The sequence below is a fragment of the Hymenobacter sp. 15J16-1T3B genome, from assembly GCF_020711235.1.
Classification (GTDB): Bacteria; Bacteroidota; Bacteroidia; order Cytophagales; family Hymenobacteraceae; genus Solirubrum.
Genome location: NZ_JAJFAV010000001.1, coordinates 280,864 through 294,018, shown reverse-complemented (window position 1 = coordinate 294,018; position 13,155 = coordinate 280,864). Strand labels below are relative to the sequence as shown.

Here is a 13,155-nt window from a genome sequence, read left to right as displayed (position 1 = left end):
CAGACTTTCCGACGTTCATCCCATGAACACGTTTCTGAAATATTCCTCGTCGGCGCTGCTGCTGGGCCTGGGCCTGCTAGGCTGCCAGCCCGAAATGCACTCCCCCAAATACGACGCGGGCACGGCCGACTTCTCCAAGTACATTGCCGTCGGCAACTCGCTTACCGCCGGCTTCAGCGACGGGGGCCTGTACCTGGAAGGACAGGTTTACTCGTACCCGAAAATCCTCTCGGAGCAATTTGCCAACGTGGGCGGCGGGGCCTTCCCGCAGGCCTACTTCTCCGACGCGCAGTCGAACGGCTCGGGCTACCTGCGCCTGGTCGGCTTCACCACTCCCGCGCCGCCGGATGAGCCCTCGCCCATCACGGCCAACGTGACGACGAACCTGGCCGTGCGCGGCGTGGTAAACACGCGCACCAACCCGGCCCTGCCGGTGTACACCCGCGTGGCCGCCACCGACGTGTTCAACAACTACGGCGTACCCGGCATCCGCATGGCCGACGTGGAAACGGCCGGCTACGGCAACGCGTCGAGCACCGGCGGCACGTTCCTGAACCCGACGCCGATTTTCAATCCCTACTTTGAGCGCCTGCTGCCGGCCAACACCAACGACACCTACCGGGCGCGCGTGGTGGCCACCAACCCGACGTTCTTTACCTACTGGCTGGGCAACAACGACGTGCTCGGCTACGCCACCTCCGGCGGGGTGTCGCCGATTACGGCCACCAGCACGTTCTCGGACATCAACAGCCGCTTCATCGACGACCTGACGGCCCGAGGTGCCAAAGGCTTGGTGTCGACGATTCCGGACGTGACGACCATTCCGTTCTTCACCACCGTGGGCCCGACGTTCCGCCGGACGCTCACGCGCAACAACGTGCCCGGCATCGTCATCACCACCGGCGCTTTCTCGCTCACCGCCCCGATTACCCGTCGTAGCATCCCCACGACCGATATCAAGGATCCGGCGCTGGGTGGCAATCAGCTCTTTACGCTGACGGCGGCGCCCTACCTGCCGCTGTTTGGCCGCCCCGGCGGCAAAGCTTGGCGTGACGTGTTTGCGCAGCTGCGCCCGAACCTGCCGCCCGGTACGCCGCTGAGCGCCTTCCTGCTCAGCCAGGGCATCGACACTCTTCAGGTGTTTGGCGCCTCGGCCGGCAACCCCATCCCGACCACGCTGGTGCTCGACGACGCGGAGCAGGGCGTGGCCCGCACGGCTACCAACGAATACAACAACGCATTGCGCACCAAGGCGGCCGCCAAAGGCTTGGCCCTGTTTGATTCGAACACGTTCTTCTCGGGCGTGGCCCAGAACGGCTTTGCGGCCAACGGCGTGACCAACACGGCCAGCTTCATCACCGGCAACCTGTTTTCGCTCGATGGCGTGCACCCCACGCCCCGCGGCTACGCGGTTATTGCCAACGAGATGATCAAGGCCATCAACGCCCAGTACAGCGCCTCGATTCCCTTCGTCAACCCCAACGCCTACCGCGGCGTGCGCATTCCTTAGCGCCCGTTGCCGGTTGGCTCACCTAAGCCCCGCGCTGCCCCGAGTAGCGCGGGGCTTTTCGCTGAGTATGGGATGGGGAATGGTGTTGTTGATGAGTGAGTTGGGCTGGGAAGTGCAGCCCTGAGCCTAACACGTAGATGTGATGCTTGGCGTGGATTTTCTGGTAAGGCAACGAGGGTTGTATGCTTGGTATAACCTATTTGTGTCTGGATAAAATTATGTATCAGCGGCGGGGCGGCGTAGAATTGCATCAGAATTCAACGCCACTTCCCAACCGCTATGAAAACCCTTCGTTTCCCCCTGCTGCTGGCCCTGGCCGGTACCTCCTTGCTGGCCACGTCCTGCTTCGATAAGGACAAGGAAGCCGCCAAACCCAAGACGCCGACTGAGCTGTTGGTGGGCAAAGACTGGAAGCTGACGGCTTGCACCGTGAGCCCGGCCAAGCTGACGGCCAGCGGCCGCACGTCGACGGACTACTACAACGACCTGATGGCCAGCTACGACCGCGACGACCTGATCCGCTTTGAAAAGCCCGACGTGGCCCGCCAAGACGAAGGCCCGACCCGCGCCCCGGGTACAACGACTCAAGTGTACAACGGCACCTGGTCGCTGACCGAAGACGATAAGGTGCTGAACACCAATCTGGAAGTGCTGGGTCGCAGCAGCTACGACGTGCTGGAGCTCAGCGACAACACCCTGCGCACCTCGGGCTGGCGCACCGAAGCCGGCACGCGCTACACGTACACCTACACCTTCACCAAGCAGTAGGCCTGACGCCCGCGCAGGTGCAGTTACGTCGCGGCCCCGCCCACCGGCGGGGGCGCGCTCGTGTTGGGCCCTTAGTCGGGGGCCACGTGCGCGGCAATGACGCGGGCGTGGTGCCGGCCGTTTTCAATAAACCAGCGGCTGGTGTTCAGCCCGCCGCACACCGTGCCGGCCAGGTACACCCCGGGACGGTTGGTTTCAAAGGTATCCGGGTTGTAAGTGGGCGTGCAGGCCGCGTCGGACTGGGTGCCGATGCCCAGGGCCTGCAGCAGGCGGTAGTCGGGGCGGTAGCCGGTGAGGGCGTACACGTAGTCGGCGGCCACGGTAAGCGGGCCCTCGGGCGTAAGCAGGTCCACCTCGCCGGGGCGAATGGCTTCGACGGTGGTCTGGAAATGGGCCTGAATGCGGCCTTCGGCAATGCGGTTGAGCAAGTCGGGCCGGATCCAGTACTTCACCGAGGCGCTGACCTCGACGCCGCGCACCACCAGCGTGGCCTGGGCGCCGGCCCGGGTAAGGGCCAGGGCTGCTTTGGCCGCCGAGTTTTTGGCCCCGACGACGAGCACCCGCTGCCCGGCGTGCTGGTAAGGTTCTTTGTAGTAGTGGCTGACGTGGGGCAGGTCCTCGCCAGGCACATTGAGCAGCACCGGCACGTCGTAGAAGCCGGTGGCCACCACCACGTAGCGGGTGCTGATGGTGGCTTTTTCGGTCACCACGCGGTACTGGCCCGGCTCCCCGTCGAGCCGCAACACCCGCTCGTAAAGGCGCAGGGGCAGGTTTTCGGCCCGGGCCACGCGCTGGTAGTAGTCGAGGCCTTCCTCGCGGTGGGGCTTGTAGTTAGCCGTGACGAAGGGATGGCCGCCGATTTCGAGTAGCTCGGGCGTGGAGAAGAACTCCATGTTGGTGGGGTAGCCAATCAGGGAGTTGACCAGCGCCCCTTTGTCGACCACGACGACGGACAAGCCGCGCCGCTGAATTTCGATGGCGCAGGCCAGGCCGACCGGGCCAGCGCCGATAACGACGGCGTCGAAACGAGCAGGGGAAAGCGAAGCAGGAACGGAAAGCATATGAGAGTATAAGTCGAAACCAAGGTTGGATGTTGTGGCTTAGGTTCAAATAATTGTTAGTCAGGTTGCTGCGTGATGTGATAGAGCATGCAGCCGTCTTTTATCAAGGCAGGAATAGTGATGGTAGTATATTACATTGCAGCAGAACATTATCAGGCTTTATCCCATGAACATCCGTGATTTGCTAAGAGGGCTGGGTGCTGTGGGCGTAGCCTCGTCGATATTAGTTGGCTGTGACAAGTCAACGCCTGCCCCGGTAATAAATCCCCCGACTACTCCACCTACTACTCCAGCGCCGACGGCCAAAGCCTCGTTGACGGGGCATGACTGGTATCTGGTCAACATCGAATTTGTAACCGGGAGCAGTACCTACGCCAGGGCTCCAAAGGTTTGCTACCAGGATGATATTCTGCGGTTTACTCAGGACAACCGGGCGGAGCATTTGGCCAACTCTCGGCGCTGCACATCCGGCGATGTTGACTTACAGGCCACCTGGACGTTGCTGGCCAACGATACCCGTTTGTCTTTGTCCTGGGCTTCGAGCACTAACGATTACCTGCCAGCCGGGGAATACGACATTCTGGCGCTTACCGCCACTGAGATTCGCATAGCCAAAGCCAATGTTGCGAATCCCAGCACTCGTGAAATCTACACGTTCTCTCCCGCGGCCCTCAACCCGCCGGCGCTCTGGCAGCAGCGGCAAGACCTGCTGATGGGAAAAAGATGGCGCATGACGGCCTACGTGACGACCAGCAACCAGACGGCAACGGATGAGTACGCACGGCTAACGGCTTGCCAGCGCGACAATTTTCTGCAGTTCAACCCCACTCAGACTATCGTCAACGATGAAGGAGCAACCAAATGCAATCCGGCTGATCCGCAGACCCAAACCGGCGGCTGGGGAATGTCCGATGATGGCTATTCCCTGGGGGCACCAGGCGCCGTTCTGGGGGTAGCCATACCGCAGAATGCCCCAATGACCATCGTAGAGCTAAGCGCTACGACTTTGAGCTTACGCTGGAGCGCTTACAATCAGGGGTACGGAGGTAGCACGACCGTAACCTACACTGCATTTTAAGTAGGGCAGGGCGTTAGTAGCCGCAAGCAAGTGGACGCCGTTCGGGCAGCTGAGGTTATTCCTCCGCTTCTCGAGCAGCTTGGGCGTGGAGAAGAACTCCATGTTGGTGGGGTAGCCAATCAGCGAGTTGACCAGCGCCCCCTTGTCGACGACCACTACGCGCAGGCCGCGGCGCTGCAGCTCGATGGCGCAGGCCCGACGGGTCCGGTCCCGATAACGAAGGCGTCGAAACGAGCCACAGAGAGCGGAACAGAAACGGAAAGGATATGTGGTATAAGTCAAAATGAATGGCGGATGTTGTGGTTCGAAATTAAGTATCTGTTAATCAAACTTATGTATTGTACAATGGGTATAGTCGGCTTCTACTCGAACGCGTCCGAATATGCTTCGGCCTCCAAATTGGGGACGTACGCGGTAAGTCCAGGCAAAGCAGAAATAGCGACGGTATTATTATAATACATTGCAGCAGATTATCAGACTTTGTTTCATGAACATCCATCATTTGTTAAGAGGGCTGGGCGCTGTGGGCGTAGCCTCATCAATACTAGTTGGCTGTGAGAAGTCAACCCCTGCCCCGGTAACCAGTGCTCCGACCACAACAACGCTGCTAACGAGCAGAAGATGGCGCATGACGGCCTACGTGACGACCAGTAATCAGACTTCTACGGACGAGTACGCACGGTTGACGGCTTGCCAGCGCGACAATTTTCTGCAGTTCAATACTAATCGGACCATCGTCAACGACGAAGGCGCGAGCAGGTGCAATACAACTGATCCGCAAACGCGAACGGATACCTGGGGACTGTCTAATGACATGTACTATCTGGGGGCTCCCGGGTCAATCCTGGGAGTGAGCATTCCTCAAAACGCCCCGCTGCACATTGAAGAGCTGACGGCCACAACCTTGCGCTTACGCTGGAGCGCTTACAATCAGGGGTACGGAGGTAGCATGGCGGTAACGTATACCGCATTTTAAGCCGGGCGAGGCTGTAGCAGCCACAACCGGCGTATACCGGGGAAGTTCGGCGGGCGTTGCAAAGAATACCGCGGGCGTGCGGCTGCGGGCTGTAGCTTTGGCGGGCCGTTTGGCGGCGCAGACCGCGGCCGCATACGCCGAATCGGGTCGATTTCGTTTGTATACCCTATGACACGCGCTACTGTTTTTGCCGCCCTGAGCCTGCTAGCCGCCTTTGCCTGCGAGAAGGACGAGGAACAACCTCTGACCACCACCGAGCTGCTGCTGGCCCGGGCCTGGCGCATCACGGCCGCCAGCGCGCGGGTCAACGGCCGGGCGGCCACCGACGTGCTGCGCCCCCGGGCCGATTGCGTCAAAGACAACACCTACCGCTTCGGCAACGGCAACAACGTGACGGTGGACGAGGGCGTGCTGAAGTGCGCCACCGCCGATGCGCAGCAAACCGCCGGCCGCTGGACGCTGGCCGACAGCACGCTGATGGTCACCGCGGCCGCCGCCACCGGCAACTACAACTTAGCTGGCGTCATCCGGACCATCAACCGCACGACGCTGCTGCTGGTAACGACCCAGCAAGCCGACACCGTGACGACGGTAACCAAGACCACTTTCACGGCGCAATAGCCGGAATAGACCTGCCCTCTACGCCCACGGCCCGTCCGCTCCTCGGAGCAGACGGGCCGTGGGCGTAGAGGAGTGCAGCTTAGTGCGCTTCCAGCCAGTTCGAGCCTGTGCCGATTTCCACTTCCAGCGGCACCTGCATGGGCAGGGCGTTGGCCATCAGCTCCCGGATTTTGGGCTGGATCAGCTCGACTTCCTCCTTGGGCGCGTCGAACACCAATTCGTCGTGCACCTGCAGAATCATGCGGGTGGCCAGTTTTTCCTGCTGCAGCCAGTCGTGGATGTGAATCATGGCCACCTTGATGATGTCGGCCGCCGTGCCCTGAATGGGGGCGTTGATGGCGTTGCGCTCGGTGTAGCCGCGCAGCGTGGCGTTGCGCGAGTTGATGTCGCGCAGGTAACGGCGGCGGCCCAGTAGGGTCTCGGCGTATTCCAGGTCGCGGGCCTTGCGGATGCTCTCGTCCATGTACTGCTTCACGGCCGGAAACTCCGCGAAATACGCGTCGATGAGGTCGGTGGCTTCCTTGCGGCCGATGCTCAGGCGCTGGGCCAGGCCGAAGGCCGAAATGCCGTAGATGATGCCGAAGTTGGCCGTCTTGGCCTTGCGGCGCATGTCCCCATCCACCTGCTCCAACGGCACGTTGAAGATTTTGCTGGCCGTGCTCTGGTGAATGTCCAGGCCCTGGCGGAATGACTCAATCATGGTCGGGTCCTGCGAGAACGAAGCCATGATGCGCAGCTCGATCTGCGAGTAGTCGGCCGCTACGAGCAGATGGTCCTTATCGCGCGGCACGAAGGCCCGGCGGATTTCGCGGCCCTTCTCCGTGCGAATCGGAATGTTCTGCAGGTTGGGGTTGGTGCTGGAGAGGCGCCCGGTGGCCGTCACGGCCTGGTTGAAGGAGGTGTGGATGCGGCCGTCCAACTCACACACTAGCTGCGGCAGCGCGTCCACGTAGGTGCTCTTGAGCTTGGTGAGCTGGCGGTGCTCCAGGATGAGCGCAGCAATGGGGTGCTCGGCGGCCAGCACGCTCAGGATTTCCTCGCCGGTGGCGTACTGCCCGGTCTTGGTCTTCTTGGGCTTGCCCCCGATCTGCAGCTTGTCGAAGAGCACCTCGCCCAACTGCTTGGGCGAGCCGATGTTGAACGGCTCCCCGCTGATTTTGAATATCTGCTCCTCGACCTCCGAGATGTAGCCCTGCAAAGTGCCCGAGTACTCCGACAAGGCCGAGGCGTCGATGCGTACGCCCTCGTACTCGATGTCGGCCAGCACCGGCACCAAGGGGTTTTCTACGTCGTTGAGCAGGGGCAGCAGGCCTTGTTCTTCGAGGCGCGGCTCAAACACGTGCTTGAGCTGCAGGGTCACGTCGGCGTCCTCGCAGGCGTAGTCCTTCACCTCGGCGGGCGGGATGTCGCCCATGGTTTTCTGGTTCTTACCCTTGGGCCCGATCAGCTCCAGAATGCTGATGGGAGAGTAGTGCAGGTAGGTTTCGGCCAGCACGTCCATGTTGTGGCGCATGTCGGGCTCCAGCAGGTAGTGGGCCAGCATGGTGTCGAACAAGGGTCCGCGCACCGTCACGCCGTAGTGCTTGAGGATGCTCAGGTCGTACTTGATGTTCTGCCCGATCTTGGTCACGTTCTCCGCGTCGAAGAAGGGCCGGAACTCGTCGACAATGGCCTGAGCGGCCTCCACGTCGTCGGGGCCCCAGGGCACGGGCACGTAGTAGGCCTCGCCCACGCGCCAGCAGAACGAAAGGCCCACCAGCCGGGCCGTCATCGTGTCGAGGCCGGTGGTTTCGGTGTCGAAGCTGACTTCCTTCTGCTTCACCAGAAACTGCACCAAGCTCTTGCGCGCGCCGGGCGAGTCGACGAGGTGGTACTGGTGGGGCACGTCGTCGAGGGTGCGGCGCGAGCCCACGAACTCGGGCTCGTCCAGCTCGATTTCGTCGGAGTCGGCGCCTTCGGCCGAGCGTTTCACGGCGTCGTCGGCCGAGTCGAACAGGCCGGGGCCGCCGGGGCTAGCCACTTTGGGGCGGCGGGCGCCGCGGGTGCCGCCGGCGCCGGGCGCGCTGCCGGGGCGCCCGGCATCTTCCAAGATGCGGGCGGCCAGCTGGCGAAATTCCAGCTCCTCAAACAAGGTCTTCAGCGTGTGGCCGTCGGGCTTTTCGAGGGCCAGCTCCTCGGCCCGGAAGTCGATGGGCACCGAGGTGTGGATGGTGGCCAGTTCCTTGGACATGAGGCCCTGCTGGGCAAACTGCTCCACGTTTTCGCGCTGCTTGCCCTTGAGCTGGTCGGTGTTGGCAATCAGGTTCTCGACCGAGCCGAACTTCTCAATCAGCGTCTTGGCCGTCTTTTCGCCGATGCCCGGAATGCCCGGGATGTTGTCCGACGCGTCGCCCATCAGCCCGAGGATGTCGATAACTTGCTCCACGCGCTCCACGCCGAACTTCTCGCGCACCCGCTCCACGTCCACGATTTCGGCCGCGTTGCCCATGAAGGCCGGGCGGTACTGCTTGATGTGCTCGGTCACGAGCTGGCAGTAATCCTTGTCGGGCGTCATCATGAACACCTCGAAACCTTCCCGCTCGGCCTGCTGGGCCAGCGTGCCGATGACGTCGTCGGCCTCGTAGCCGTCCACTTTCAGGATGGGAATGCGGAAGGCGGTGATAATCTGCTTGATGTAAGGAATGGCCACGCCGATGTCCTCGGGCATGGCTTGGCGGTGGGCCTTGTAGTCGGCGTACTGCTCGTGGCGGAAGGTTTTCTTGGCCGCGTCGAAGGCCACGCCGATGTGGGTGGGCTTCTCCTTCTGCAGCACTTCCACCAGGGTGTTGGTGAAGCCCAGAATGGCCCCGGTGTTCAGGCCCTTAGAGTTGATGCGCGGGTTTTTGCTGAACGCGAAATGCGAGCGGTAAATCAGCGCGAAGGCGTCGAGCAGGAAGAGTTTGGGGCGGGCAGCGGTGTCGGACATGGTAAGGGCGAAGGTACAAGAAGCTGGCGCGGAATACCGCATTCGGTGCTAACCGGGTTGGCAAACCGGAGCCGGAGCGGAATGTGCCGGTGCCAAGCTAATTTTGTTGCGCATCTGCTTATTGTTCTATGATACAGCGTTTACTTGTTTTCTGGTTTATTGGGTTTGTTGGGAGCTTCAGTGCGCGGGCCCAAACTATCGACCCGACCCTGACTATTACCAGCCTGCGGCAGCCCGTCGAAGTCAGGGCGGCTATTCAGCAGGCCGATGGCAAGCACGTGGTGCTGGGCCTGTTTACGACGGCCGAAGGCCAGCCCAGCGGCGGCTTGGCCCGCTATAACCTCAACCACACGGCCGACCAAGCCTTCAACGCCAACGTGGCCGGGTTGCGCGGCACCCTGCAGAACGTGCGCCAGCTGCCCTCCGGCAAGCTGCTGCTCATCGGCCCTGATTCCCTGCGCCTCGGGGGCGTGAGCCGCCGCAACCTGCTGCGCCTGAACGCGGACGGCACGCCCGACCCGAGCTTCGACGCCGTGTTTGCGGTGCCGACCACCGTGCGGCGCCTGGCCACGGCCGTGCAGCCCGACGGTAAAATCCTGGTGGGCGGCGACTTTCAGGTGTTCAACGGCACGCTGGCCAACCGGCTGGTGCGCCTGCTGCCCGATGGCGCCGTCGACGCCGGGTTCAGCTGCGCGGCGCCCCTGAACGGCCCCGTGCTCAAGATTCTGGTGCAGCCCGACGGCAAGGTTCTCGTGGGCGGCGGCTTTTCCACCCCGCGCCGCATTGTGCGGCTGGAGGCCACCGGCGCCGTCGACAATACGTTCAGCTCCCCGCTGACCAACGCCTTCGCTTCGCCCCTGACCGGCCTGGATTTTATTGGCCTGCAGCCCGACGGCAAGATTATCATCGGGGGAATGAGCATGAACGTGAGTGCGGGCGTCGTCCGCCGCATTGCCCGGCTGCTGCCTAGCGGCACCCTGGACAACACCTTCCAGACGCCCAACACCACCGATTATTCGGCCGGCATACAGAATCCGTACGACGCCTCCGAGGTGGCGGTGCTCCCCGACGGCCGCATTGTGCTCAGCGGCTCCACCGGCACGGAGTACTACCGCGTGCCGCTCCACGGCTTTATCTGCCTCACGGCCAGCGGCGCAGTCAGCAGCTCGTTCGACAACATCTTCCTGCCCGATGAGCGGTTCCCGGGCGTCAGCGTTACCATCACTTCGTTGTTTCGCCAAGTCAACGGGCAATGGCTGGTAGCAGGCGACGACCAACTAGTCGCCAATCAGCGTTCCTACGTGGCCCTGCTCAACGCCGATGGCAGCCACGATGCCTCCTTCGCCCCCACGCTGCTCGGGCCGGGCTACGTGACGAGCGTGGTGCAGCAGCCCGACGCGAAGCTGCTGATCGGCGGGGCGTTTGACGAAATCAACGGCGCCCGCGTGGGCCACCTGGCCCGGCTCCACCCCAACGGCGCGCTCGACACCGCCTTCTGCCGCCTGAGCCGGATGCGGTACGAAGTCAACCAGGTAGCGCTGACCACCGGGGGCAAGGTGTTGGCAGCCAGCTGGTATGGTAAAGGGCTGGTGCGCTTTCTGCCCGGCGGCGGCCCCGATGCCGGCTTTACGGCGGCTACCAACGCCACGGAAACGGGTGTGTACCGCATGCAGCTGCAGCCCGATGGCCGCGTCATCGTCATCACCGGTGCCAGCGCCGTGCGCCGGATGCTGGCCGATGGCCAAATCGACTTCAGCTTCACGCCCTATACCAACGGAAGCCTCTCGGTGCTGGCACTACAGGCCGATGGCAAGCTGCTGCTCGGCGGCCTGCTGGACCTGGACCAGATTAGCACGCAGTACACGCGCGGCCTGATTCGGCTGCTGCCCGACGGTACCCGCGACGCCTCGTTTACGGAACTGGCCGACCCGTACCGCTTCCGCGTCACTGATATCGGCTTTCAATCGACGGGCAAGATTGTGGTCAGCGGCAGCGCCGCCGCGGGCGGCAACCGCCTGATCCGGCTGCTGCCCGCTACCGGCCAGCCCGATCCAACTTTTACCCCGCTGCCCGTCGGGCAGGCTTACGACGGGGCTATGGCCCTGAGCATCCAGCCCAACGACCGGATCCTGACCATGACGTACGCGTACTACGGCACGGGCGGCACCCTCGTGCGCCTGTTGCCCGACGGCGCCCCCGACAACAGCTTTGCCGCCGTCCCGATTGCCCGCGCCGCCTACAGCACCATCAGTCAGCTGGATGGCAAGCTGGTCGTGGCCGGGGATTTCAGCAGCGTGGCCGGCACCGCCCGGGCAGGCCTGGTGCGGCTGGAGGCTGCCAACGTGCTGCACGCGGCCGACAAGCGGCCGGCCGCCCAGGTAGCGGCTTGGCCAGTGCCCGCCCACAACGTGTTGCGTCTGCAACTGCCCGCCGCGCCTACTGCCGTTACGCTGCTCAACGTGCAGGGACAAGCAGTGGTCCGCCAAACGTGCCCCGCCGCAACGACGAGCCTGGACCTGCGCCACCTGCCCGCCGGCGTGTACCTGCTGCGCGTCGACTATGCCGAGGGGCCCGTGACGCGCCGCGTAGTGGTGGAGTAAAGCTGACCGCAAAAAAAGCTTCGGCCGCTACGCCGAAGCTTTTTTTGCGGCCTGGGCTACTGCGGCGGGGCTCTGGGGCGCTATGTTTGCCTTGCCGCGGAAGGAAAAGGGAGGATAAGAAGTAAGTAAAAGCGGTTACTGAATTTCGATTTCACTTAATCGGTAAACCGGGTTACGGCTTGGCTTCGCGTTGAGGAAGTGCCGGCTGGCCAACGCCGGGGCCTGTCGTCCGTAGGCTAGAGCCTATGCGCTACGTTTCCCTGGACCTAGAAATGACCGGCAATCAGCCCGAGCGGCACCAGATTATCGAGTTGGCCGCCGTGGTGGAAGACACCAAACGCCTGCGGCCGCTCACCGATCTGCCCACCTTTCGGCGGGCGGTGCGCCACGCCGAGTACGTGGGCACGGCCGGCGCCCTGGCACTGAATGCGCGGCTGCTGCAGGAGCTGGCCCACGCCGAGCCCGAGCAGGCGGATATCTGCTCGGTCGAAGAGCTGCTGCCGCAGCTGCGGGAGTGGCTGCTGGGGCAGGGCTTCAAAGCCGACAAGAAAGACCGGGTGACCGTGATCATGGCCGGCAAGAACATCGGCTCGTTCGATTTGCTGTTTTTGCGGCAGCTACCCGGCTGGGGCACGCTGGTGCGCGCCGAGCCCGCCCTGCTCGATCCGGCCGCCTTTTACCTGAACTGGCGCAAAGACTCCCGCCTGCCCACCATGAGCATCTGCAAGGCCCGCGCCCGGTTCGCCGACGCGACTGTGGCCCACGAAGCCGTGGCCGATGCGCTGGACGTTATCGAGTTGCTGCGGCCCTTCTACGCCCTGCCGGTGTACCAGCAGGTGTTGCCCGAGCCGCCCGCCGAAACCGAGTAGCCGGGCTACCTTTGGGGGCATGAAACACGCCGTTCTACGCGCCCTAGGCACGGCTGCTGGCCTGAGCAGTTGGCTGCCCGCCGCGGCCCAAACGCCCGCCCGGCTCAGCCCCGCCGCGCATCAGCAAGCCGTGGCCACCTTCCAGCAGGAGCTCAACGCCGAGTACCGCGACCCGGCCCGTTCGCCCTTGTCGGCCACGGCGCAGGCGGCGTTTCAGGGCCTGCCGTTTTACCCCGTCGACTACGCGTACTACGTGCCCGCCTATCTGGTGCGCGACGCCCAGGCCCAGCCGTTCCCGATGAAAACGACCACCGTGCGGCAGCCTATGTACCGCAAATTCGGGGAACTACACTTCCGGCTGCAGGGCCGGGCGCTGAAGCTAACGGTGTACGAAAGCCTGGACCTGAAGCAGAAGCCGGGCTACGAAGACTACCTGCTGCTGCCCTTCACCGACCTCACCAACGGCCGCGGCTCCTACGGCGGCGGCCGCTACCTCGACCTACGCGTGCCCCCCGGCGACACCATCCGCCTCGATTTCAACCAAGCCTACAATCCCTTCTGCGCCTACAGCGCCCAGTATTCCTGCCCGGTACCGCCGCCCGAAAACCGCCTGCCCATAGCCGTGAAAGCCGGCGTGCAGAACGACCATTAGGCACGCGGTGGGTGGTGAAGTTGTGAACTTGTGAGTGGTGTTTAGGTGGGCCCCG

10 protein-coding genes are annotated in these 13,155 nt (G+C 63.2%); 7 read left to right on the top strand and 3 right to left on the bottom strand.

Features of this window, described 5'->3' with window-relative positions:
• The first annotated feature begins 22 nt into the window (after nt 1-22).
• Together LJ737_RS01210 and LJ737_RS01205 are read left to right on the top strand one after the other, a co-directional pair.
• A complete protein-coding gene (locus LJ737_RS01210) occupies nt 23-1,510 on the top strand; it encodes an SGNH/GDSL hydrolase family protein (RefSeq protein ID WP_227762100.1) in 1,488 nt (495 codons plus the stop codon).
• A 279-nt stretch (nt 1,511-1,789) separates the two neighbouring features.
• On the top strand, nt 1,790-2,278 hold the full coding sequence (locus LJ737_RS01205) for a hypothetical protein (RefSeq protein ID WP_227762098.1): 489 nt from the start codon (nt 1,790-1,792) through the stop codon (nt 2,276-2,278).
• A gap of 71 nt (nt 2,279-2,349) precedes the next feature.
• Here the strand turns inward: LJ737_RS01205 and LJ737_RS01200 are convergent, their stop codons facing one another.
• Nucleotides 2,350-3,339, bottom strand: a complete 990-nt coding sequence (locus LJ737_RS01200; protein ID WP_227762095.1) for a YpdA family putative bacillithiol disulfide reductase — start codon at nt 3,337-3,339, stop codon at nt 2,350-2,352.
• Between the two features lie 166 nt (nt 3,340-3,505).
• On the opposite strand from LJ737_RS01200, the gene LJ737_RS01195 reads away from it, so the two are divergent.
• Nucleotides 3,506-4,417, top strand: a complete 912-nt coding sequence (locus tag LJ737_RS01195; protein ID WP_227762086.1) for a hypothetical protein — start codon at nt 3,506-3,508, stop codon at nt 4,415-4,417.
• Here the strand turns inward: LJ737_RS01195 and LJ737_RS27245 are convergent.
• Entirely contained in the window at nt 4,352-4,573 is a 222-nt protein-coding gene (locus LJ737_RS27245; RefSeq protein ID WP_410779939.1) for a hypothetical protein, read from the bottom strand. The two genes, LJ737_RS01195 and LJ737_RS27245, sit on opposite strands and share 66 nt — an antisense overlap.
• 988 nt (nt 4,574-5,561) lie before the next feature.
• Here LJ737_RS27245 and LJ737_RS01185 point away from each other — a divergent pair.
• Nucleotides 5,562-6,014 (top strand): hypothetical protein, encoded by a 453-nt coding sequence (locus LJ737_RS01185; protein WP_227762084.1) that lies wholly within the window; start codon nt 5,562-5,564, stop codon nt 6,012-6,014.
• Nucleotides 6,015-6,093: 79 nt separating this feature from the next.
• On the opposite strand, the gene polA is transcribed toward LJ737_RS01185, so the two are convergent.
• Nucleotides 6,094-8,979 (bottom strand): DNA polymerase I, encoded by a 2,886-nt coding sequence (gene polA, locus LJ737_RS01180; RefSeq protein ID WP_227762082.1) that lies wholly within the window; start codon nt 8,977-8,979, stop codon nt 6,094-6,096.
• Between the two features lie 128 nt (nt 8,980-9,107).
• Between polA and LJ737_RS01175 the strand changes: the two genes are divergently transcribed.
• The 3 genes from LJ737_RS01175 to LJ737_RS01165 all read left to right on the top strand — a co-directional run bounded on the left by LJ737_RS01175 (nt 9,108) and on the right by LJ737_RS01165 (nt 13,100).
• Nucleotides 9,108-11,579 carry a T9SS type A sorting domain-containing protein gene (locus tag LJ737_RS01175; RefSeq protein ID WP_227762079.1) on the top strand — a complete coding sequence of 824 codons (2,472 nt, stop codon included), beginning with the start codon at nt 9,108-9,110 and terminating at the stop codon, nt 11,577-11,579.
• 245 nt (nt 11,580-11,824) lie between these two features.
• A complete protein-coding gene (locus LJ737_RS01170) occupies nt 11,825-12,448 on the top strand; it encodes an exonuclease domain-containing protein (protein WP_227762073.1) in 624 nt (207 codons plus the stop codon).
• A 19-nt stretch (nt 12,449-12,467) separates the two neighbouring features.
• On the top strand, nt 12,468-13,100 hold the full coding sequence (locus LJ737_RS01165) for a DUF1684 domain-containing protein (RefSeq protein ID WP_227762070.1): 633 nt from the start codon (nt 12,468-12,470) through the stop codon (nt 13,098-13,100).
• Nucleotides 13,101-13,155 lie beyond the last annotated feature (55 nt).

Excerpts from the sequence above, each read along its gene's own strand:
- LJ737_RS01210 (WP_227762100.1), top strand. The coding sequence starts at position 23 with ATGAACACGTTTCTGAAATATTCCTCGTCGGCGCTGCTGCTGGGCCTG.
- LJ737_RS01205 (WP_227762098.1), top strand. The coding sequence starts at position 1,790 with ATGAAAACCCTTCGTTTCCCCCTGCTGCTGGCCCTGGCCGGTACCTCC.
- LJ737_RS01200 (WP_227762095.1), bottom strand. The coding sequence starts at position 3,339 with ATGCTTTCCGTTCCTGCTTCGCTTTCCCCTGCTCGTTTCGACGCCGTC.
- LJ737_RS01195 (WP_227762086.1), top strand. The coding sequence starts at position 3,506 with ATGAACATCCGTGATTTGCTAAGAGGGCTGGGTGCTGTGGGCGTAGCC.
- LJ737_RS01185 (WP_227762084.1), top strand. The coding sequence starts at position 5,562 with ATGACACGCGCTACTGTTTTTGCCGCCCTGAGCCTGCTAGCCGCCTTT.
- polA (WP_227762082.1), bottom strand. The coding sequence starts at position 8,979 with ATGTCCGACACCGCTGCCCGCCCCAAACTCTTCCTGCTCGACGCCTTC.
- LJ737_RS01175 (WP_227762079.1), top strand. The coding sequence starts at position 9,108 with ATGATACAGCGTTTACTTGTTTTCTGGTTTATTGGGTTTGTTGGGAGC.
- LJ737_RS01170 (WP_227762073.1), top strand. The coding sequence starts at position 11,825 with ATGCGCTACGTTTCCCTGGACCTAGAAATGACCGGCAATCAGCCCGAG.
- LJ737_RS01165 (WP_227762070.1), top strand. The coding sequence starts at position 12,468 with ATGAAACACGCCGTTCTACGCGCCCTAGGCACGGCTGCTGGCCTGAGC.